General features: G+C 32.2%; 20 protein-coding genes and 1 pseudogene. 15 read left to right on the forward strand and 6 right to left on the reverse strand.

The annotated features are described in order from the left end of the window. Positions 1–18: 18 nt before the first annotated feature. Complete coding sequence (locus EVJ46_04210; protein RZD16245.1) at positions 19–702, reverse strand: hypothetical protein; 684 nt, start codon at positions 700–702, stop codon at positions 19–21. Positions 703–838: 136 nt separating this feature from the next. On the opposite strand from EVJ46_04210, the gene EVJ46_04215 reads away from it, so the two are divergent. From EVJ46_04215 to EVJ46_04285, 15 genes are all read left to right on the forward strand, one after another. Then, positions 839–1,033, forward strand: a complete 195-nt coding sequence (locus EVJ46_04215; GenBank protein ID RZD16246.1) for a peptidoglycan-binding protein — start codon at positions 839–841, stop codon at positions 1,031–1,033. A gap of 199 nt (positions 1,034–1,232) precedes the next feature. Further along, a complete protein-coding gene (locus EVJ46_04220; protein RZD16247.1) occupies positions 1,233–2,816 on the forward strand; it encodes a phosphoglucomutase/phosphomannomutase family protein in 1,584 nt (527 codons plus the stop codon). A gap of 109 nt (positions 2,817–2,925) precedes the next feature. After that, positions 2,926–4,227, forward strand: a complete 1,302-nt coding sequence (locus EVJ46_04225) for a phosphopyruvate hydratase (GenBank protein RZD16248.1) — start codon at positions 2,926–2,928, stop codon at positions 4,225–4,227. A gap of 220 nt (positions 4,228–4,447) precedes the next feature. Continuing rightward, positions 4,448–4,711 carry a YfhL family 4Fe-4S dicluster ferredoxin gene (locus EVJ46_04230; protein ID RZD16249.1) on the forward strand — a complete coding sequence of 88 codons (264 nt, stop codon included), beginning with the start codon at positions 4,448–4,450 and terminating at the stop codon, positions 4,709–4,711. Positions 4,712–5,048: 337 nt separating this feature from the next. Continuing rightward, on the forward strand, positions 5,049–5,741 hold the full coding sequence (locus EVJ46_04235) for a TIGR00730 family Rossman fold protein (GenBank protein ID RZD16250.1): 693 nt from the start codon (positions 5,049–5,051) through the stop codon (positions 5,739–5,741). 55 nt (positions 5,742–5,796) lie between these two features. Further along, entirely contained in the window at positions 5,797–6,348 is a 552-nt protein-coding gene (locus tag EVJ46_04240; GenBank protein RZD16251.1) for a dCTP deaminase, read from the forward strand. Positions 6,349–6,377: 29 nt separating this feature from the next. After that, entirely contained in the window at positions 6,378–7,196 is an 819-nt protein-coding gene (locus EVJ46_04245; protein RZD16252.1) for an ABC transporter ATP-binding protein, read from the forward strand. Next, positions 7,174–7,974, forward strand: coding sequence for a hypothetical protein (locus EVJ46_04250; protein ID RZD16253.1), 801 nt, complete (start codon positions 7,174–7,176; stop codon positions 7,972–7,974). The genes EVJ46_04245 and EVJ46_04250 overlap by 23 nt, the downstream gene beginning before the upstream one ends. 413 nt (positions 7,975–8,387) lie before the next feature. Beyond that, positions 8,388–8,678, forward strand: coding sequence for a co-chaperone GroES (locus EVJ46_04255; protein ID RZD16254.1), 291 nt, complete (start codon positions 8,388–8,390; stop codon positions 8,676–8,678). Between the two features lie 155 nt (positions 8,679–8,833). Then, positions 8,834–10,477 carry a chaperonin GroEL gene (groL, locus tag EVJ46_04260; GenBank protein ID RZD16255.1) on the forward strand — a complete coding sequence of 548 codons (1,644 nt, stop codon included), beginning with the start codon at positions 8,834–8,836 and terminating at the stop codon, positions 10,475–10,477. Positions 10,478–10,740: 263 nt separating this feature from the next. Further along, positions 10,741–11,259, forward strand: a complete 519-nt coding sequence (locus EVJ46_04265) for a molybdenum cofactor biosynthesis protein MoaB (GenBank protein ID RZD16256.1) — start codon at positions 10,741–10,743, stop codon at positions 11,257–11,259. Between the two features lie 45 nt (positions 11,260–11,304). After that, positions 11,305–11,556 (forward strand): MoaD/ThiS family protein, encoded by a 252-nt coding sequence (locus tag EVJ46_04270; GenBank protein RZD16257.1) that lies wholly within the window; start codon positions 11,305–11,307, stop codon positions 11,554–11,556. A gap of 15 nt (positions 11,557–11,571) precedes the next feature. Then, positions 11,572–12,000, forward strand: a complete 429-nt coding sequence (locus EVJ46_04275) for a molybdenum cofactor biosynthesis protein MoaE (protein ID RZD16258.1) — start codon at positions 11,572–11,574, stop codon at positions 11,998–12,000. Further along, on the forward strand, positions 11,985–14,996 hold the full coding sequence (locus EVJ46_04280; GenBank protein ID RZD16259.1) for a hypothetical protein: 3,012 nt from the start codon (positions 11,985–11,987) through the stop codon (positions 14,994–14,996). Before EVJ46_04275 ends, EVJ46_04280 begins: the two co-directional genes overlap by 16 nt. A 359-nt stretch (positions 14,997–15,355) precedes the next feature. Next, on the forward strand, positions 15,356–15,811 hold the full coding sequence (locus EVJ46_04285) for a transcriptional repressor (protein ID RZD16260.1): 456 nt from the start codon (positions 15,356–15,358) through the stop codon (positions 15,809–15,811). Between the two features lie 11 nt (positions 15,812–15,822). Here EVJ46_04285 and EVJ46_04290 read toward each other — a convergent pair whose 3' ends face one another. The 5 genes and pseudogenes from EVJ46_04290 to aspS form a co-directional block, all read right to left on the reverse strand. Continuing rightward, on the reverse strand, positions 15,823–16,413 hold the full coding sequence (locus EVJ46_04290; GenBank protein ID RZD16261.1) for a hypothetical protein: 591 nt from the start codon (positions 16,411–16,413) through the stop codon (positions 15,823–15,825). A 126-nt stretch (positions 16,414–16,539) separates the two neighbouring features. Continuing rightward, positions 16,540–18,324: a hypothetical protein gene (locus tag EVJ46_04295; protein RZD16262.1), complete on the reverse strand. Its 1,785-nt coding sequence runs from the start codon at positions 18,322–18,324 to the stop codon at positions 16,540–16,542. 77 nt (positions 18,325–18,401) lie between these two features. Continuing rightward, positions 18,402–18,446: pseudogene (locus EVJ46_04300) on the reverse strand (hypothetical protein). Positions 18,447–18,538: 92 nt separating this feature from the next. Then, complete coding sequence (locus EVJ46_04305; GenBank protein RZD16263.1) at positions 18,539–20,038, reverse strand: DHA2 family efflux MFS transporter permease subunit; 1,500 nt, start codon at positions 20,036–20,038, stop codon at positions 18,539–18,541. Between the two features lie 276 nt (positions 20,039–20,314). Beyond that, on the reverse strand, positions 20,315–22,168 hold the full coding sequence (gene aspS / locus EVJ46_04310) for an aspartate--tRNA ligase (protein RZD16264.1): 1,854 nt from the start codon (positions 22,166–22,168) through the stop codon (positions 20,315–20,317). Between the last annotated feature and the right edge of the window lie 130 nt (positions 22,169–22,298).

Genomic DNA, 22,298 nt, shown 5'->3' on the forward strand with positions numbered 1-22,298 from the left:
TAGCCTCATATCCTCTGTCTAAATGATATATTCTCGATATAGAAGTATAATCCTTGGACGAAGCCAGCCCTGCAACGGTTCATAAAGGTTTAAATACAGTTTCTTTTTAAAAGCCATGTGCCATATAACAGGCAATACCGTCATTTTTTCTAAATTGTTTAATGCAGTCATATTTAAAAGTCCGTTTACGGTTAAACCGTTTTCGCTGCCGCATAAAGCGGAATAAATCCTGTTTTCGTATTCACCGTATCTGCCGTTTAATTTCGGTTTTTCCGAATATCTGTAAAGAAATTTAATATTGTCTATATAGGTTTCGTTAAGTTTTTTATCAGTAAATATCTTAAAGAAATAGCCGTTTTCTTTAGAATATTTTGAAACCGCCTTAACTTTATTTGCTATTTTTTCTTTCTTTTCTTTTATTTCTTTAAGATATTTTATTTCGACCAGGAAAGGTTTTTTATTTAATTCAGGCTTAAAGTAAATCAAACAGTCTGGAATATACGTTATTTTTCTGCCGTTAAGCAAAGTTTCGACTTTAACCGGCTGTTCCTGATAGCTTTCTATTTCGTCGTCGAATTCAAACATAAGATAAAATTTCTTTTCGAGCTGTGATTCGAAATCGATATTTCTTTTATTCTTGACGCTGTAAAAGTATCCGGCGACTGACCTTGTTTGGATGGGAATTTTTCTGACTAAAGCCATTTTAATTATCCTGTTTAAAATTAATTAAATTTTAGCTTTGTCAATATAGTATCATTTACTTTTGTATTTGTCAAGTTATTTTCATTATATTGTGGTATAGTTTCATTAAATTTTGTAATTTATATTTTTAAAAAATATGATAAAATCAAAAAAAATAATTTTAAATAGTATCAATAAATTTTGGAATCTACATCATCTGTACAAAGGTAAAGTAGACGGCATTATCGGAAAAAATACAATCAGTGCCGTTAAAGTTTTTCAGAAGAAAAAAGGGCTTCATGTTGATGGAATAGTTGGACCGTTAACATTAAAAGCTTTAAATGTAAAATAATACGTATTTTTAATTATTTTCTCCCGTTCTTAACAAACGGGAGTTTACGTCTCTCCGTCAGATTGGAATACTATAAATATTCTTATTCTTCGTATCTACCCTAAAAAGATATAATAACAGCATAACAACGGCTAAACAAAAAAAATCTTGATTTTTTTATATAAAATTATGATAATAGGATAAAATAATTTTATAAATAATGATGGATAATTTGAAATTTTCTAATATCTCTAATATCATAAAAGATAATCATATCAAAATCAATTTTGGAACTGACGGTTTTAGAGGTATTATAGCCGAGAATTTTGATTTTGATAAAATAAGTATTATTTCTACAGCGTTAGGATTATATTTACTGAAAAAAAATGATATAAACGGTACAAAAGACATTTTGTCATTCAGTACCGATGGCAATGCCCCCGCCGCCGCGTCTGTGAATATCAAAAATACTCAGTCTATTGCAATAGGCTATGATACCCGTTTTTTATCTGAAGAATTTGCTTTATCATGTGCTAAAAATCTTATGAAAATGGGCTTTAACGTTCTGCTGTCCGATTCTTTTTGTCCTTCTCCCGTATTATCTTATTCAGTAAAAAATAATTTATGTGAGTGCGGTATTATGATTACCGCCAGTCACAATGCATTTATGTATAACGGTATTAAATTTAAAAATAATTACGGCGGTTCAATGTTAGAATCGGACGTTAAAAACATTGAAGAGATAGCCAATGATATTTTATTGAATAAAGAATCATCGCTTTATACTTATTTTGGTGACAATATTAAATCAGGAGAATTGATAAAAGTTGATTTTAAAAAAAAATATTTAGACCATATTATAAAAATAATCGACTTAGGAAGTGCAACAGGCAGTTCTATTTCAAAAGCTATAGATATTGTCATAGACCCCATGTATGGAGCAGGTATCGGTTATATATCCGCCGTATTGAAAAAATTTTTTATACGACATAAAACTATAAATAATTCAGTTAACCCAAATTTTCCCCAAATTAATCCTGAGCCTATAGAATTAAATTTAAAAAAACTTTCGGCGGCAGTAAAAAAAGCAGGGATAAACAATAAATTTGCAGTGGGTTTTGCAACGGATGGAGATGCAGACAGGGTAGGTACCGTTGATTATAAAGGAAATTTCATAGATTCTCATAAAATATTTTCCATATTATTAAACTATTTATTAGAAGAAGGATTTAAGGGGGAAGTTGTAAAAACAGTGTCCGTATCAAAAACGATTGATTATTTATGCAGCAAATATAAAATAAAATTACATGAAGTGCCTATCGGATTTAAAAACATAGCTAATCTTATGATAAACCCTGAAAACAATATTCTTATTGGCGGTGAGGAATCGGGAGGCATCGGAATTAAGTTTCATATACCGGAAAGGGACGGAGTTTTTAATTCTTTAATGCTCTTAAAAATTATGCTGGTACGCGAAAAAAATTTAAATGAATTATTAAATGATATTTACGGTAAAGAATATCCTCTAGAATACAGAAGATTGGATATCCGCATAGACAATAATATTAAAGAAAAATTAATAGGAATTCTAAAAAATAATAGCTTTAATATACCATTTAAAGAAAAAATTTCCGTAATTAATTTTATTGACGGTTATAAATTTGAATATAGCGATAATTCATGGCTTTTAATAAGACCTTCCGGGACAGAGCCTGTTTTGAGAATTTACGCAGAATCAGCCGAAAAAAAGAAAACTGAATTATTAATAAAAAAGGCCATAAATGAAATAAATAAAATAAAATAAAAATAAAAAAAAGACAAATACTAAAAAATATAAAAATAAAAATAATTACGACAAATATTAGATAAGATAATGATAAAATAAGACAAATATTAAAAAAGAGGTGATAACTATGAGCGAAATTGCAGAAATTAAAGCAAGACAAATCTTAGATTCCAGAGGTAACCCTACAATCAGTGTAAAAGTTTCTTTAGAGAGCGGAATATCCGGCATATCTTGTGTACCGTCAGGGGCATCTACGGGAGAATATGAAGCTTACGAAAAAAGAGACAACGATAATTCTTCATACTTTGGTAAATCTGTTCATTCTGCCGTAGAAAATGTTAATGATATAATAGCTAAATCGTTATCAGGCATAGACAGTTATAATCAAAGACTTGTCGATGATATCATGATAAATCTTGACGGCACCCCAAATAAATCGAATCTTGGAGCCAATGCAATACTCGGTGTTTCTCTTGCGGTTGCCATTGCTTCCGCTCAAGAATTAGAGATACCTTTGTACAAGTATATAGGCGGTGTAAATGCTCATATCTTGCCGGTTCCCATGATGAATGTAATAAACGGCGGAAAACATGCTAATAATTTGCTTGATTTTCAGGAATTCATGATAGTTCCGGCAGGAGCAAAATATTTTGACGAAGCTCTTCGTATGGGCGCCGAAGTTTATCAAAAACTAAAGAAGGTTTTAGATGAAAGGAAAATGCCCACCAGTGTCGGAGATGAAGGCGGGTTTGCGCCGGAATTGCAAAATAATGCAGAAGCTATACTTCTTATAATGGAAGCTATAGAAAAAGCTCATTATACCCCCGGAAAAGACATATTTATAGCGTTAGACCCTGCGGCTAGCGAATTTTATTCAAACGGTAAATATACTCTCAAAGAGGCAGGAAGGGAAACCGTCCTGGATTCTTCCGAAATGGTGGATATGTATGCCGGTTTCGTTGAAAAATTTCCGATAATATCAATTGAGGACGGTTTAGCCCAGGATGATTTTAACGGTTTTAGTATGCTGATGAAGGAACTCGGAGATAAAATACAAGTAGTCGGCGACGATTTGACCGTTACAAATATATCGCGTATAACTAAAGCAATTGATGCTCATGCCATAAACTCTGTTTTAATAAAACTCAACCAGATAGGAACGCTGTCGGAAACAATGGACGCCATCCAATTAACTCAGAAAAACAATATGACGGCGCTTATTTCTCACAGATCAGGAGAGACCGAAGATACTACTATAGCAGATTTAGCTGTTGCAGTTAATTCAGGATTAATTAAAACAGGAGCCCCTGCCAGAACTGAAAGGGTATGTAAATATAACAGACTTTTACAGATAGAAGAAGAATTAGGTCCAAATTCCAAGTTTTTGGGAATTAAGGCGTTTAAGGGTATAGGAAGCAAAATAAGTTAAAAAAATTAAAACTACATTCAGAATGCATTATTGTATCTACTTGCATATTAGTATTATTATACTTAATGTATTTTTTATATACTTATTTTTTTATTTAATTCGATGAAATTATTTGCTATAATTAAATATCGAATATTTGGCTTAGATCTTGTATTGTATCGTTTTTAAAAAATAAAACTTAAACTTAAACTTAAATTCAAAATTATTATGGAGGTTTTAAATGGCTATAATTATTACTGATGAATGTATCGCATGCGGTGTTTGTGTCCCGGAATGTCCAAATGACGCAATAACAGAAGGGGATATTTATGTTATAGCTCCCGATCTTTGCACTGAATGTCACGGTTTTTATGATTCTCCCCAGTGTGCTTCAGTATGCCCTGTTGATTGCTGTATTCCTGATGACAATCATAAAGAAACCAAAGAGCAGCTCGAAGCGAAAGCAAAAAAAATTCATCCAGACAAAACTGATTTTAAATTTTAACTAATTTTGTGTAATTTCCATTATTTATTTGCAATATATTTTTGATTAGTTAATAATATCGCGCTGATATTGTTAATATTTGCATATAGTAAAAATAAATAAATTAATCAGATTATCAGATTATTATAACGGTTTTTTCAAAATGGCAGCGTAAGACCTGTTCCGCAGGCAGCTGCCGGTTGTATTTATTAGTATTTGAGCATTACCGTTTTTGGTCATATTAAATTATTCATTGTCTTTGCGCACTCTGTGTGCTTTTATGTCTTAAATCGGTCTAATTATAGAGAGAGGCATAGATAATATGATTTAATCATAATCCATAATAAAAGGAGTATCTATGGCTATAACAAAAGAAAATTCTAAAAATTATGATTATGAACTTAATTCTCTGAATAAAGGTGAACCATGGCGATTATTCAGAATAATGGGCGAATTTGTAGACGGATTCGATGTTCTTCCTTCCGTTTGTCCAGCCGTTACTATTTATGGAAGCGCCAGAGTTGATGAAAATAGCGATGTCTACAAAAATACAAAAGAAATAGCCAAGGGCTTAGCTTTAAAAGGTTATTCCATAATATCCGGCGGCGGTCCGGGGGTAATGGAAGCCGCAAATAGGGGGTGCAGAGAGGCTAAAGATGAGTTTGACCTTCAGGTTAATTCAGTAGGACTTAATATTAAACTTCCTAAAGAACAGAATATCAATAAATATGCAGATTTTACACTTGAGTTCCGTTATTTTTTTGTGAGAAAGGTCATGCTCGTCAGGTACGCTTCAGCTTATATAATGATGCCGGGCGGATTCGGCACATTAGATGAACTTTTTGAAACGGTGGAATTAATTCAAACCAATAAAACTAAACCTTTCCCCGTCATATTGTACGGTTCCGATTACTGGAATGGACTTATAGATTGGATTAAAAGTAATACCCTTAAAAAAGGCTATATCTCGCCTTTGGATATTGATATTTTACAGATAAAGGATGATCCTGATGAAATTATCGATACTATCTTGAAATTTAATTTAAGTTAAGTTATGCAATGTTTGAATTTAAGATTTTTAAAAATTTAAATCGACGGTTATTTTTATAATGATTAAGAACGATATCTGGATTGAAAAAATGGCTAAAGAGCATGATATGATAACGCCATTTGAAAATGCGCAGGTTAGAAACGGTGTTATATCTTATGGCGTTTCGTCATTTGGATATGATTTGCGGATATCTAACGAATTCAAAATTTTTACCAATATTAATACTACTATAGTTGATCCTAAAAATTTCGATACAAAATCATTTGTTGATATAACTACCGAAGAATGCATTGTGCCCCCTAATTCTTTTGCTCTTGGAAGGTCTGTTGAATATTTTAAAATACCAAGAAATGTAGTTACTATTTGCCTCGGCAAATCTACTTACGCGAGGTGCGGTATAATAGTGAACGTTACTCCTTTTGAACCAGAATGGGAAGGATACGTTACTCTTGAAATTTCAAATACAACCCCGTTGCCCGCGAAAATATATGCCAATGAGGGTCTCGCTCAAGTTCTATTTTTCGAAGGAGAGGCGCCCAGGGTTTCATATAAAGATAAAAAAGGAAAATATCAATCACAAACGGGTATAACTCTTCCGCGTCTTTAAGCATTTGGCGCTTTCTGCCATCATAATTTATGAATGATTACGCTATTTCAGTTGAAAATTTAACCAAGTTTTACAATGATTTTTCAGCCCTCAATAATATCTCATTTAGGATTAAAAGAGGAGATTTTTTTGGCATAATAGGTCCAAACGGAGCCGGAAAAACTACAATTTTGAAAATTTTATATTCCGTAGTGATTCCGTCAGCCGGCAGCATTGACATTCTCGGTTTAAGTCCTACGAATGATTCAAAAAAAATTAAATCCAGATTGGGCGTTGTTCCTCAGGATGATAATCTTGACGAAGATTTAAGTGTTTTTGAAAATTTAATAATATATTCCATGTATTTTGGAATTAACAAAAAAGAATCTTTCAGGAGAGTTTCCGAATTGCTGGATTTTTTTAATATTGCCGAAAAGAAAGATTCTAAAGTTATTAACTTATCGGGAGGCTATAGAAGAAGATTGCTTTTAGCAAGAGCTTTGATTAATAGTCCTGACATTATAATACTCGATGAACCTACAATCGGACTGGATCCAGAATATAGACTGAATATATGGAATAAATTAAAATTGTTAAACAAGAGCGGTATTACTATATTAATGTCAACACATTATATGGATGAAGCAGAGAAATTATTCAGAAATGTTATATTGCTAAACCATGGAAAAATAGTTTTGAACGGATCTATGGACTATATTTTGAATAAAAATAATAATGAAAATATAAATGGCGCATCGAATAATATGGCGTATAAAAAAGAGGATGTGTATAATAACAATAAAGGATTGAAGTCATTAGAGGAAATTTTTATGGATATAGTTAAAAATGAAAATTTTAAAAGTAATTGATGAAATAAATAGTAATATCAGTCTTAGATTTTATGCAGTTTTTTACAGAAATTTCAGAGTCTGGCTCAAGTTTTACAAACCAAGTATAATAGGGGATATTCTTGAGCCGCTGCTTTTTCTTGCTGCTTTAGGACTGGGCATAGGAAAATTTATACATAACATAAACGGCACGCCTTATCTTTTATACATTATCCCCGGAATAATATCCTCTTCTTCAATGTATGCAGCTTCTTTTGAAGGTACATTCGGCTCATATACCAGAATGACTACAAAAGGTATATTTGATGCAATATTAGTTACTCCGGTAAGCATTGAGGAAATTGTGGCAGGAGAAGTTTTATGGTCGGCGGTAAAAGCGGTTATGAGCGGTTTGGCGGTGCTATTAATAGCGTTAATTTTTTTCAGACCGTATATTTCTGTTTTCATCCTACTAATTCCTGTTGTTATTATTTTAAACGGATTGTTATTTGCGTCCTTATCTTTATTTATAACGTCGTTTGCTCCATCTTACGATTTTTTTTCATATTATTTTACCGTAGCAATTTCTACTATGTTTCTATTTTCCGGTGTTTTTTACCCGGTTTCGGCACTGCCTGCTATAATCAGATATATTGTTTATATAATGCCTTTGTATTATACGGTACAAATTACCAGAGCGTTATTTTTGGGACATCTTCATTTGCTGCCGCTGCTGTTAGATTTATTAATTGTTATAATTTTTTCCCTTATCTTTTTTTATCTTCCGGTTTATTTTATAAAAAAAAGAATGATTTCATAGAGTTCAAAAACAATTTTAAAATAATAAATTTAATAATAAATTGAAAGATTAAGAAAAACTTAAAAAAATAGCAATATATTATTATATTCAGATAAATTAGCGTATTTTATAGCTGCATAATGCAAATTTACGTGATTGTATTTTCAAAAAAGTGAGTGTATATTGAGAAAAGTTAGCACTCAATATATTTAAGTGCTAAAACGTAAAACTTATGATATTATAAACAAATTAAGCATGGCAACATTTTTGCTGGGATACATTATATAAATATATATGCAGCAAAATGTTATAGTTGAAGTTATACCGCACAATATAATTTTTAAAGCAATGCCTTAGTAATAAAAAAATTAACAGTGCAGTTTATGATAATTTTAGTAAGATAACTAATTTAAATAATTAAGGAGAGAACATTTATGAAAGTTAAACCTTTACAGGACAGAATACTCGTTGAAAGGCTTCAAGAAGAAGAAAAAACTAAAAGCGGCTTGTTTATACCTGATGCTGCAAAAGAAAAACCTATGCAGGGCAAAGTTATTGCTACCGGCAGCGGTAGAACATCAGAAGACGGGAAGAAAATACCAATGGAAATTAAAGAGGGCGATTTGGTTTTATTTGCAAAATATTCAGGTAATGAAATTAAAGTAGATGATAAAGAATATCTTATCATGAAAGAAGATGATGTGTTAGCCATTATCGAAAAGTAAGCCATGCTGTTTTTATTGGTAGTACTTGCTTAACAATAAAAGCAAATAGTAACTGAGTGAAAAAGCTGTGCATTTTGCGCATTATAATGTAAAAAAAGTTTACAAGAATGTTAATATTTTTAAATGAAATTTAAATTTGGAGGGTTAGAAGAATTATGGCAAAAGATATAAAATTTTCTCAAGAAGCAAGGTCTTTAATATTAGAAGGCGTTAATACGCTTGCAGATGCGGTCAAGGTGACCCTTGGACCAAAAGGAAGAAACGTAGTTATCGAAAAATCATTCGGTTCGCCAAATATAACAAAAGACGGCGTTACCGTTGCAAAAGAAATTGATTTGGCTGATAGATTTGCAAATATGGGTGCTCAAATGGTTAAAGAAGTTGCATCTAAAACTTCCGATACTGCAGGAGACGGAACTACAACAGCAACAGTGCTTGCGCAGGCAATATTTCGCGAAGGCATAAAACTTGTTGCTGCAGGAGCTAGCCCTATAGCAATTAAAAGAGGAATTGATAAGGCAGTGGACGTTATGGTAAAAGAATTAAAGACTATGTCTAAACCGATTGCAAATCAGAAAGAAATTGCACAGGTCGGAACAATTTCTGCAAATAACGACGAGACAATCGGTAATATTATTGCTGAAGCCATGGACAAAGTAGGTAAAGAAGGCGTTATAACAGTTGAAGAAGCGAAAAGCATGGAAACTACTTTAGAGGTAGTTGAAGGAATGCAGTTTGACAGAGGTTATTTATCCCCTTATTTTGTGACAGATTCCGAAAGAATGGAATGTGTACTTGATGATCCGTATATACTTATCCATGAAAAGAAAATTTCTGCAATGAAGGACCTTCTTCCGATTTTGGAACAGATCGCCAAGTCTGGCAAACCTTTTGTAATATTGGCAGAAGAAGTTGAAGGTGAAGCGCTTGCTACATTAGTGGTAAATAAATTAAGAGGCACATTAAACTGCTGTGCCGTTAAAGCTCCCGGCTTTGGCGACAGAAGGAAAGCAATGCTCGAAGATATAGCTATTCTGACCGGCGGACAGGTTATTTCCGAAGATTTAGGCATTAAATTAGAGTCAATTACCCTTCAGGATCTTGGAAAAGCAAAAAGAATTACCGTTGACAAAGATAATTCCACTATAATAGACGGCGCAGGCAGCAAAGAAGGCATTGAAAAAAGAGTTAAACAAATCAGAGCTCAGATAGAAGAATCAAGTTCAGACTACGATAAAGAAAAGCTGCAGGAAAGGCTTGCCAAATTAATAGGCGGCGTTGCAGTAATTAATGTCGGAGCTGCTACCGAAACTGAAATGAAAGAAAAGAAAGCAAGAGTTGAAGACGCACTTCATGCAACAAGAGCGGCTGTTGAAGAAGGTATTGTTCCCGGCGGCGGTGTTGCGCTGTTAAGAGCATCAAAAGCTTTAGATAAACTTGCAGGTGCTAACACTGATGAAGATGCAGGTATTAAAATAATCAGAAGAGCGGTTCAGGAACCGTTAAGAATGATTTCTGAAAATGCAGGAGTAGAGGCTTCAATAGTAGTCGATAAAGTGTTGAATAACACAGGGTCTTTCGGGTATAATGCAGCAGCAGACAAGTATGAAGATTTAATTGCTGCAGGTATTATTGATCCGACCAAAGTTGAAAGGACGGCTCTGCAAAACGCTGCAAGCGTGTCTTCCTTAATGCTCACTACAGAAGCAATGATAGCCGACAAACCTGAAGATAAAGATAAAGGCGGAATGCCCGGCGGAATGCCGCAAGGAATGGGCGGCATGGGCGGAATGTATTAATTTAATAAAGAAAAATATATTAAGTTAAAAATTAATAAATTAAAAAATGCCGAAAAGCAGAGTGAACAATCGTTACTCTGTAATCGGCATTTTTTTTGATAAATCTAATTCTGACGTTGTAAACAAAAATGGATTTAAAGATACAATCATCTAATAAAATAAGGTAGATATAGCTTTTTAATAGATTATATTATATAATATGATTTATCGGTCAATTGTTTTATTTGACAATAAAAAAAAAATAGTTTAAAATTTCATATATTATGGGACATTTAGAACATAAATCAGACAGTAGCGCAAAAAAATCTTTGAATATATTTATTATAACATTAAGTGATACGAGAAATAAAGAAACAGATGAAAGCGGAATTTATCTGAAAAATTATTTAACGAAAAATAATCACTGTATAATAGGCTATACAATATTAAAGGACGACAAAGATTTACTTCAGAAAGAATTAGTTAATATATGCGCTGAAAATTTTCATGCGGATTTAAATGCCGTTATAATCAACGGCGGTACGGGTATATCACAAAGAGATTACACATATGAGTCAGTGAGTGAACTTTATGATAAGGAGATATACGGATTCGGAGAATTATTCAGATATCTAAGCTTTGAAGAAATCGGTTCCGCATCAATTATGTCAAGGGCATCTTGCGGCATTTATAATAAGAAAATTATTTTCTCTATTCCCGGGTCTATCAATGCTGTTAAATTGGCAATGGAAAAGATAATAATTAAAGAAATAGGACACATATATTATGAAATTACTAAATAGTTGTGTTTAATTTTGATAACATAATAATATAAAAATAATATAAAAATGCAAATTAAATTAAGGCTATTTGCGGCATTTAAAGATTTAATAGGAAAAAGCGAGTTAGATTTAAATTTTAAGGAAGGCGATACGTTAGAAGACTTAAAAAACTATCTCACAACCCATTACCCTCAAATAAATCATTTACTCTGTATTTCTAAATTTGCTGTAAATATGGAGTATCAAGATTGCAATCCTGTTTTAAATAATAACGATGAAGTTACAATCATAATGCCGGTCAGCGGCGGATTAAAATAAAAAGGAATTAAAATAATGGCTACCTGTAATAGTTTTTATTATATAGATATAGTTAAAATACCCATTGATGTAAATATAGCTCTGAATTTTGTGAATGATGCAGCATCCGGTTCAACACTTTTGTTTAATGGAACGGTTAGAGATAATGAGGACGGGACGCCCGTTAAATTTCTTTACTATGAAGCATATGAAGAAATGGCGTTCAAAGAAATAGATAAACTTATAAGCGCCGCTTTCGAAAAATATGATTTAAATAAGATTGCTGTTATTCATAGAACAGGAAAGATAGAAATAGGCGGAATTTCAATTTCAATTGCAGTTTCCAGCCCGCACAGAGATTCTTCTTATATAGCTTCAAAATTTTTAATAGACAATATAAAAGAAACAGTGCCTATATGGAAAAAAGAATCCTTCGGCGAATATGAAAAATGGAAAAGGATTTAACTATGAATAAATTGGATAAATTTTTTTTAGGTATAGATATAGGTTCAACGACCGTTAAAACTGCGATATTAGATGAAAAATTAAATGTAGTTGCCAAAACATATACAAGGTCAAACGGAGAATCTCTTAAAACAGCCTACAATGTATTAGAAAATACTTTTAGTAAATTTCCGGCTGAAAATTTTTATTCAATGGGGGTTACAGGCTCCGGTTCTAAAACTCTCGGCGATATATTAAACATACCTAATATAAACGAACTCGTTGCCCAGACAGAAGCTGTTAAATATTTTTATCCGGAGGTAAAAACAGTAATTGAAATGGGCGGGCAGGATTCAAAATTTATATTATTAAATAAAAATGAAAAAACCGGCGATATCTACTTAGATGATTTCGGATTAAATGATTTATGCGCCGCCGGTACAGGCTCATTCTTAGATCAGCAGGCGGATAGGCTTAATATTGACATAGAAAAAGATTTTGGCAGATTAGCCGCTTCATCCGAAAATCCTGCAAAAATAGCCGGCAGATGCACAGTATTTGCTAAATCCGACATGATTCATCTGCAGCAAATTTCCACTCCTATACAGGATATAGTCGCGGGTTTGTGCTATGCCGTGGCACGGAATTTTATAGGTGTTGTCGCTAAAGGCAAAAAAATAAAAAAACCGGTAATTTTTCAAGGGGGAGTTGCATATAATAAAGGTATGATACGTGCGTTTGAAGACGTATTGGGTTTAAAGAGCGGAGAATTGATTATACCGGAGCATCATACCGTAATGGCAGCAATCGGAATTGCCCTAATATCAAAAAACGAAGTCGAAAAAAACGGTAATAGTTGTTTTAAATTTGACGGATTGGATAAGTTAGAAAAATTTTTAGACGAGAGCAGATTGACCGGAAAATCTCACCCTAATCTTAATAAACCGCCGGCGGAAGAAGAATCTGATTTTAATTTTGACCAGAACAAAAATCTGAGCAAATATGCCGGACTGACAGTTCCTGTCTATATTGGCGTAGATACTGGCTCCGTCTCTACTAATATAGTATTATTGGATGACAGCAAAGAGCTTGTGATTAAAAAATATAAAAAAACGAACGGCGAGCCTATTAAAGTTGTAATGGAAACATTATTTGAAATTTATTGCGAGCTTACTGATTGCCATATAATTCCTGAAGTCAAAGGAGTATGCACAACCGGCTCAGGAAGATATCTGATTGCCGATTTTATAGGTGCCGATGTCGTTAAAAATGAGATAACTGCCCAGGCGGAAGCATCGGTGTTTATAGATGATAAAGTGGATACAGTTTTTGAAATAGGCGGACAGGATTCAAAATACATAAGAATTAATAACGGCGTAGTAATAGATTTTGAAATGAATAAGGCATGCGCCGCAGGAACAGGTTCTTTTCTTGAGGAACAGGCTGATAAATTGCATATTGATATAATAAAAGAATTTTCTGAATCGGCGTTTAGAGCCGAAAATCCATGCAGTCTTGGAGAAAGATGCACGGTTTTTATGGAGTCGGATCTTGTATCGCATCAGCAGAAAGGAGCTTCAAAGGACCAGCTTCTGGCAGGACTAAGCTACTCTATAGTTGAAAACTACTTAAATAAGGTAGTGCTGGGGAAGCAGGTAGGAGAACATATTCTCTTTCAAGGCGGGGTTGCATTGAACAAGGCGGTAGTCAGCGCTTTTGAAACTTTGTTAAATAAAAAGATTATAGTGCCTGAGCACAATGAAGTGACAGGAGCTATAGGGAGTGCATTGCTATCTTACAGAACGGAGGGAAAATCAAAATTTGTAGGATTTGATTTAAGAAACAGAAAATATGAACAGGAATCTTTTGAATGCAAAAAATGTTCAAATCTATGCGAGGTTAATAAAGTTTCCGTGGAGAAAGAACCGCCGCATTATTACGGGGCAAGATGCGATATATTTGAGATAGAAAAAAATAAGATTAAAAAAGGCAAAAATTTTTTTATTGATAGAAAAAATTTATTATTTGAAAAATATGATAAGGAGAAAAACGAAAATGATTTCTCTAAACCGCGCATAGGCATACCTTTATGCTTGGAAACATATGACCTGTTTCCGCTTTATAACAGCTTATTTACAGAACTCGGTTTTACGGTAATACTATCCGATGAAACAACTAAATCTATAATAAGCAGTTCAAATATGCTGTCTATAACAGATACATGTCTTCCGGTTAAAGTACTTCTGGGCCATTCAAAAAATCTTATAGATAAGAAGGTGGACGCGATATTTCTGCCTGCACTGATAAATAGAGAAAAAAATCATAAACTCCAAACGAACACCTCGCAGTGCCCGTATATACAGGGTGTTCCTTTTTCCACTAAATCGCTTGTCGATTTCGGCGGCATGTATCTTATCACGCCGGAATTTAGATTAAATAATGATAAACAGGATATAGACATAACTATTCGCAGCCTAACACATTATTTAAAAAAGTTTAAAGTTTCAAGGAAAAGAATTGTTAAGGCATTAGATAACGCATTATCTAAACAGATTGATTTTTTTAATGCACTTAAAAATAAAGGCAGGGAGATTCTTGAGAAATACGATGATATAACCGTTCTTATAGGCAGACCTTATAATGCCGGAGATGACGGAATTAATCTTGCAATTCCCGATAAAATTGCATCGTTAGGCATGACCGTCATGCCAATGGATTTTCTTGATTATAATGAAGTGTCTATATTTTCAGAACACGACAATATGTTCTGGCATGCCGGGCATAAAATATTGTCGTCAGCGAAAATAATAAAAGACAATCCTAAACTGAATGCGGTATATTTAACCAGCTACAGCTGCGGGCCAGACTCGTTTATCAAAACTTTTTTTGCTGATTATATGAAACATAAACCTTATTTAGAAATTGAAATAGATGAACACAATGCAGACGCGGGGTATGTTACCAGACTTGAAGCTTTTTACGACAGCTTAAACAAAAACAATAAATGTTTTGTGTAAGATTAATTTTTTTGCAAATATTTTCTTTGTTAATTGAACTACTCCATATGCAAAAAAATAAAATCTGACACCTTTTTCTTATATTTTGCGTAGCCGAGCAAAGAAATGTATTAATATTTTCTATTGCAGGATTAAAATTAATGATTTCATTTGACATCTAATTTTATAAATTATATAATAATAATTACTATAATATAAATTTATTGTGATGTTATGCATTTTATGTATAGGCAAACGTTTATATTTAAATAAAATTTTAATGTAAAAATCTTGATAATATATTACTTAATAATTATTATTAATTATTAAGTATAAGTTATAATTTAATCTAATTCATTATAGAGAGACAAATAAATAAAATGATTAACAATAGCAGATTAGACCAAATATTAAATAAAGTAAAAAAACACGGTTATAGCCTTACGCCTCAAAGATATGAAATTATCAGGATACTTGCGGAATCAAAAAATCATCCTTCAGCAGTTGATGTTTATTCAAAGGTAAAATCCGTTTATCCTATGATTTCTCTGAACACCGTATATAAAAATATTGCAATGCTTTTGGAAATAAATGAAGTCCGCGAAATTAAATCTTTTCAAAGCGCTGTCAGATATGACGGCGATGTGTCCCCTCATGCGCATATAATTTGCAGAAATTGCAAAGAAATAATTGATTTGCAGGTTTACGACGATTCGAACGATGAAATGACTGAAATTTATATTAACCCTAAATTGAAAAAAGAATATAATATAACGGGATATAATGTAGAGTTTTTCGGTCTATGTAATAATTGCAGAAATAAAACTTCAAATTAATACCTTTTTTGTTAAGAATTAGCAAAATCGTAACCTGCGATTAAAGTGTTTATGTAATTCTTTTTTTCAGCATCGTTTTTAGCCATAGAAGCTAAAACAGACGTAATATTATTTAAATCAATTATCCCTGATTTAGCAGATAATGCTCCCAGCAAAGAAATGTTGGGGCTTACTTTATTTTTACCCATTAGATCAGTATTTGCTATTTTTTCTACCGGAATTTTAAGCAGATTAGCTGTTTTTTGTTTTATATTCTTGTCAACATTATCATTGTCTGAAAGAAAATAATTGCATATATTAAATTTAGAATAATTGACTAACACTATTGTGCTGCTGTCAAAAAATTCTAAATAGTTCATTGCAGACTGATAATCTAGACTGACTAATGCGTTTATATTTTTTGCGCATACGGCAGAACGTACACTGCCAATTTTTATCAGGCTGGAAGAAAAATTGTAATTAGAAATATTTGACAACGATTTAATTGCGATTGATGTATTATAATTTTCATTTAATAATGATAAATATAATATCTGACTTAAAAATTTTATCTCTTCGATGTCAGCTCCGTTAATAACAAAATTAAAATTTATATTTTCCATCTATTTTACATATCCTTTTTAAAATAAATTTAAGTTTAAAATAAATTTAAGTTTAAAATAAATTTAAGTTTAAAACAAATTTTATTTATAATTTAATTTCATAATGTTTTGCGATTATAAGTAAGACTAAGTAATTTTATTTTTTTTAAATTTTTTTAGATTAATTTTATTTTCTATGCTATCCTCAATTTTTACTTTTTTTCTTTTATACATTTTTATAGCGTTATGAGGACAAATTGCAATACATAATTTACAATGCGTGCATATAACAGGATCAATAACAAAATTATTTGTTTCCTCTATTTTAATAGCAGGACAGCCGCTAGTTTGAAAGCATAGTTTGCATTCAAATTTTAAACAAATATCGTTATTGATTTTTAAATATTTATAAAAATTATAATTCTTCGTTCCGTTAGATTTTTTTAGGCAACTGTCTTCAATAAAAATAAGGTTAGCTTTATATTTTATTTTAAAATCATGAAGAGTTAAGTTATTTCTTAATATTTCCGATTTTATGTTTTTTAGCTGCGGTAAATCATAATTAATTTTTATAGAATTATTGCTATAATCGAAAATTGAATCATAAACAACAAAATAAATTGTTTCTTTAGGGGCGAGGTTGTTTATCTTATCAATAATTAAGTTAATATTATTTAAGAAATTAGAATAAGATATAATTAGGTAAATTTTTTTGTTTAAATTTTTAGTATCCAGGTTTGAAATAAAATAAACAGGCTCTTTTATCAAAAATAAATCAGGAAATGAAAATTTTAAAGGACTTGACGATATAAGCGAAAAGCAATTTGTATCTCCTACTAAGATGGTATCTTTATTTTCAATTTTATTTATTTTCAGTAAAAAGGCAAAAAGGTTGCATCCTATACAGAAAGAGGGACTGGCATGAACATCTGCCGGAGTAAAATTTTCCAGATAAAAACAGCCAGAATTTTCATTGGCAGAATTATTTATTAAAGTTAATTTATTAAATTTAATTTTATTATTACTCTTAAAAAAAGAATATAGCGGTTTTGATAATAGGTTGTAACTGTCATAAATGATAATCTGTTTAAATAATTTTTCCGGAATATTATCAAATATGTTTTTAAGTTTTTCTATGTCTAACGGATTTAATAATTTAAAATAAATTATATTATCTTCGCTAAACTTTTCTATTATCTCCGGAAAAGCCTTAGAGTCGCATAAAATTAAATTATCAGAGTTTTCATTCAGCATAAATTCAATAGAATTATTGTAATTTCTAAAACCTTCATAATTAGCCGGCAAAATAAATTGATTTTTATCGGATTCTGAATTGTCGGCTGCCTTAAGAACAGTTTTTGCTTCAGTCCTTTCCGCAAATTTATTGTTGTCGCATATTTTATATTCAGACAATATAGAATTATTAAGATAAATTATCACGGGAAGTTTTAACTTTTCAGACAGCTGAAATTTAGAAGGGATTAAATCAATAAATTCATCTAATTTAGAATAATTAAAAATAGGAAATTTTTTTTCAATTTCGGTGGAAAAATTATTATAGCTGTTTCTATTAAGAAGACATATTACTATGCCGCCATAAAATTGATTTGGTTTTAAAAAAATGTCTTCAAGCTGAGAAAAACTAAAAAAAGAACCGGCATTGCAGACAATAAAACTTCTCTGTCTGGCAATGCTTAAGGCGAATACGCTGAACCATAGCAAATTAATATTCGAGTATTTTTTAACCCCAGAAAAATCTAAAGATAGATCTAATAATATCTCAGGCAATAAATAATTAATATCCTCATCATAAAAAAGATTATTTACGCCATTACCCTTAGCTCTTTGAAAAATTATTTCAATGCCGGGAATTATTTTTTTTTCAAATTTGTTCAAAAGAGCATTTTTATTATTTTTATTAAATAATTGCATAATTTATCTTTAATTAATTTAGTAAAAGAAATTAAGTAATAATTATCTTACGTCCAAAGTTTTGTGCAGATAGGTAGTTATTTATCTACACAAACAGCGCAGCGTATCCTGCTGGTGCCCTGCTTGTCATATCTTTGTAGTTTATGTTATTTAAATATTATTTTATATTTATTTATGTTCAAGATGCAAGAGTATCAGTTAAATTTAATAATATTTACATAAGGTCTATAGGTTCGGCGCCTTCAATTTTACCGCCTTTAACATCTTTTTTTGCCGCAGATAAAATTGTTGCAACTAAATTAATTGCAACTAAAGTGAACATAACAAATGCTATGCCGTGAACAAATGCGTTGTTTTTTATCAGTTCAGAAACTTTTGAAATGTGTATATGATGAGAAACCATATAATTTGTTAAATAGTTATGTCGTAAGGAAGTAAATAAAAGACCTGAAATGGCAACGCCGAATATTAATCCCAAAGCCCGCATCATATTCAGTATCCCGCCTGCGACGCCGAGTCTTTCCGGAGGAGCAGAATGCATTATGCTGCTGTTGTTAGGCGGCGTAAAAAGACCCATACCGATTCCCAATACTATAAACTCTATCAGCAGTAAAATAATGTTTGCGCTTGTTCCGATGAAAACAAAACTGAGAGTTGCTATTGTACATACAAACATTCCTAGCGACGTCATTATTCTTGAGCCTATTTTATCGGAGATAGACCCGGCAAAAGGCGCTATAATAGCCATTGAAAGAGGGATAGGCGTTAACATGATACCTGTCGCTGCAGCATTATATTTTAAAACCTCCTCAAAATAAAACGGCATTAGAAACAGGACGGCAAATAGGACGTAATACGACATCATTCCAGTTATATTTCCTGCAGAAAAAGCCCATTTTTTAAATAGTGTTAAATCAATCATCGGATGTTCCACTTTTAATTCTATATATACAAAAAGCGGCAGCAAGATAGCAGCAGCAATAAAAAATCCGATTATTAAAGGTGATGACCAGCCGAATGTGCTCCCCTGGTTAACTGCCAGAACCAGCAATGCAAGACCCGCCGCAAAAACGGAAATTCCGAAGAAATCTATTTTTTCCTTTTTCTCGTTTTTCTTGCTTGCCGGTAAAATATACATGGCTGCGATTGTTCCTATTATTCCTATGGGAACATTAACGTAGAATATAAATCTCCAGCCGATTGCGCTTATAATCATACCGCCTATAAAAGGTCCGATTGACATTGCAATAGCCTGGACAGCACCTTGAAGACCGATCGCCTTTCCTAATTCATTTGAAGGAAACGCTTGAGTTATTATAGCAACGGAGTTTGCCTGAAGCATTCCAGCACCGACAGCCTGAATAACACGAGACGCTATAATAAAATTTGCATTAGGAGCAAAACCGCATAGCGCAGAACCGGTTGTGAAAACAATGAAACCTATATTATACATCTTTGTTCTGCCGAACATATCGGCGAGTCTGCCGAAAAGCGGCAGGAATATTGTAAGAGTAAGCATATAAGCCATGGCAACCCACTCTATGACCGCCATAGAAACTTTAAAGCCATGTTCCATGGTCGGCATGGCAACATTTACTATGCTGACATCAAGCGCCGACATGGTCGCGCCTATTAAAACCGTGGTAAGGATAAACCATTTCCAGTTTGGATGAGAAACAAAATAAGGGTGCGGTAAAGAACTTGTTTTATCCAATTTTATATCCTCCTATAAAATTAAATAGTTAATAAATAATTTTTATTAAGAATATTATCACAGCATAATACATAATGCGTAATAATATATTTAAAAAGTTATTTATTAATTTTTTGTTATATATATTGGTTTCAGAAATTCTTTCTTTATTTATGATTTATGTGCTATTGGTCCCATTTTTGCCTGTCCGCTTCCCGACATAGCTATAAAAAAACTAATTAATATATAATTTGATTTATATATTAATTATGAAGGAAAATAAAAAAAATAATATAATCATATACGCTTATCTTTTTCTATTACTTTAATTCCTAATTCGCGCAATTGTTCATATTTTACTTCGGATGGAGCGTCAGATAACGGACACTGAGCTTTCTGAGTTTTTGGAAATGCTATGACGTCCCTTATAGAATCTTCGTTTCTTAGAAGCATAAGAACTCTGTCTATCCCAAAAGCTATTCCGCCGTGAGGAGGAGCGCCGAAGCCGAGAGCGTCTAAGAGAAAACCAAATTTTAATCTTGCATCTTCCGGTTTAATTGAAAGAATTTCAAATATTTTCGCCTGCAGTTCCGGTTTGTGTATTCTTATGCTTCCGCCGCCTATTTCCTCTCCGTTTAAAACAAGATCATAACTTTGAGATTTTGCAATAAGCGGATTTGCATCGAGAAGCTCTATATCTTCAGCGTTTGGAGCCGTAAAAGGATGATGAATCGCAACTATTTTCTTTTCCTCTTCAGAATATTCAAAAAGCGGAAAATTGATAACCCATAAAAAATTAAATTTGTTATCTGAAATAAGATTATATTTTTTTGCTAAATATAGTCTAAGTCTGCCGAGAACCATATCGGCAATTTTTTTTGCATCCGCCTGATAAAATATAATATCTCCGTTTTCCGCTTTAAGTCTGTCAATCAGAATATTTCCTTCTTCTTCCGTGATAAATTTAGCTATTCCGCCTTCTAATCTGCATTTCTGAATATAAATACTTTCAGCGTTATGAGCGGAACATTTGTCTGATTTTGATTTTTCTTCAGCCGCCGCGACTTTTGTCCAGGCAAGACCTTTACCGCCAAAATCTTTAACTACCGTTAAAAGTTCGTCTATATCTTTCCTGGAAAGCAAATCTGCCCCGTTTTTAAAACATATAGCCTTTATAACACCTTTTTTTGACAGACAGTCTTTAAAAACATTCAGAGAAGAATTTTTAAAAATGTCAGAAATCGTGTTGAGCTGCATTGCAAATCTTGTATCCGGTTTATCGCTGCCGTAAATTTCCATTGCATCGTCATAGTCCATAATTTTTATAGGCAGATTTATTTTAATATTTAAAAGTTTGTCGAAAATAAATGCAAACATTTCTTCGGCAAGAGACATAATATCCCTTTGTTCAATGAAGGACATCTCCATATCTAACTGAGTAAATTCCGGCTGCCTGTCTGCCCTTAAATCTTCATCCCTGAAGCATCTTACTATTTGATAATATTTTTCGAAACCGCTTACCATTAAAATTTGTTTAAATAGTTGAGGAGACTGAGGAAGAGCATAGAAATTTCCGTTGTTAAGCCGTGAAGGTACAAGAAAATCTCTTGATCCTTCCGGTGTACTTTTAGTCAGAAAAGGCGTTTCTATATCAAAAAAACCGTTTTTATTTAAAAATTCTCTTATTAAAAAATTAAATTTAGATCTGAATACCAAATTGTCCTTCATTTTTTTTCTTCTAAGGTCAAGGTATCTGTATTTCAGACGGAGCAGTTCATTTGTATCGGATTCTTCTTCTATCTGAAACGGGAGAACTTCGCATTCGTTTAAGATTTCAATATCTTTAGCCTCAATTTCTATTTTGCCTGTTTCTAAATTTTCATTTTCTGTTCCTTCGGGGCGGATTCTAACCTTGCCGGTAACTGAAATGACATATTCATTTTTAATCTTTTTTGCAGTATTAAAAGACTCATTAGATACCGTCTCGTCAAAAACTATCTGAATAATGCCCGCATAATCACGCAAGTCGATGAATATAAGTCCTCCGTGGTCTCTGTAATGCATAACCCAGCCTTTCAGATTAAATTCCGCACCTGTGCAGCTTTCGTTTATTTCTCCGGATAACGTTCTTTTTAATTTGCCGGTTTCCACAAATGACCCCTTAAATAAAATAATGTTTTAGTTTTATTTGACTGTATATCTTATCAATAAATTAGCAAATATTAAAGTTAAAATTTAAATGTTATAAAAAAAGTGTTAAATAAATTAAATAAATAAAATA

It is taken from the genome of Candidatus Acididesulfobacter guangdongensis (assembly GCA_004195045.1).
GTDB lineage: Bacteria > SZUA-79 > SZUA-79 > Acidulodesulfobacterales > Acidulodesulfobacteraceae > Acididesulfobacter > Acididesulfobacter guangdongensis.

Excerpts from the sequence above, each read along its gene's own strand:
- EVJ46_04210 (RZD16245.1), bottom strand. The coding sequence starts at position 702 with ATGGCTTTAGTCAGAAAAATTCCCATCCAAACAAGGTCAGTCGCCGGA.
- EVJ46_04215 (RZD16246.1), top strand. The coding sequence starts at position 839 with ATGATAAAATCAAAAAAAATAATTTTAAATAGTATCAATAAATTTTGG.
- EVJ46_04220 (RZD16247.1), top strand. The coding sequence starts at position 1,233 with ATGATGGATAATTTGAAATTTTCTAATATCTCTAATATCATAAAAGAT.
- EVJ46_04225 (RZD16248.1), top strand. The coding sequence starts at position 2,926 with ATGAGCGAAATTGCAGAAATTAAAGCAAGACAAATCTTAGATTCCAGA.
- EVJ46_04230 (RZD16249.1), top strand. The coding sequence starts at position 4,448 with ATGGCTATAATTATTACTGATGAATGTATCGCATGCGGTGTTTGTGTC.
- EVJ46_04235 (RZD16250.1), top strand. The coding sequence starts at position 5,049 with ATGGCTATAACAAAAGAAAATTCTAAAAATTATGATTATGAACTTAAT.
- EVJ46_04245 (RZD16252.1), top strand. The coding sequence starts at position 6,378 with ATGAATGATTACGCTATTTCAGTTGAAAATTTAACCAAGTTTTACAAT.
- EVJ46_04250 (RZD16253.1), top strand. The coding sequence starts at position 7,174 with ATGAAAATTTTAAAAGTAATTGATGAAATAAATAGTAATATCAGTCTT.
- EVJ46_04255 (RZD16254.1), top strand. The coding sequence starts at position 8,388 with ATGAAAGTTAAACCTTTACAGGACAGAATACTCGTTGAAAGGCTTCAA.
- groL (RZD16255.1), top strand. The coding sequence starts at position 8,834 with ATGGCAAAAGATATAAAATTTTCTCAAGAAGCAAGGTCTTTAATATTA.
- EVJ46_04265 (RZD16256.1), top strand. The coding sequence starts at position 10,741 with ATGGGACATTTAGAACATAAATCAGACAGTAGCGCAAAAAAATCTTTG.
- EVJ46_04270 (RZD16257.1), top strand. The coding sequence starts at position 11,305 with ATGCAAATTAAATTAAGGCTATTTGCGGCATTTAAAGATTTAATAGGA.
- EVJ46_04275 (RZD16258.1), top strand. The coding sequence starts at position 11,572 with ATGGCTACCTGTAATAGTTTTTATTATATAGATATAGTTAAAATACCC.
- EVJ46_04280 (RZD16259.1), top strand. The coding sequence starts at position 11,985 with ATGGAAAAGGATTTAACTATGAATAAATTGGATAAATTTTTTTTAGGT.
- EVJ46_04285 (RZD16260.1), top strand. The coding sequence starts at position 15,356 with ATGATTAACAATAGCAGATTAGACCAAATATTAAATAAAGTAAAAAAA.
- EVJ46_04290 (RZD16261.1), bottom strand. The coding sequence starts at position 16,413 with ATGGAAAATATAAATTTTAATTTTGTTATTAACGGAGCTGACATCGAA.
- EVJ46_04295 (RZD16262.1), bottom strand. The coding sequence starts at position 18,324 with ATGCAATTATTTAATAAAAATAATAAAAATGCTCTTTTGAACAAATTT.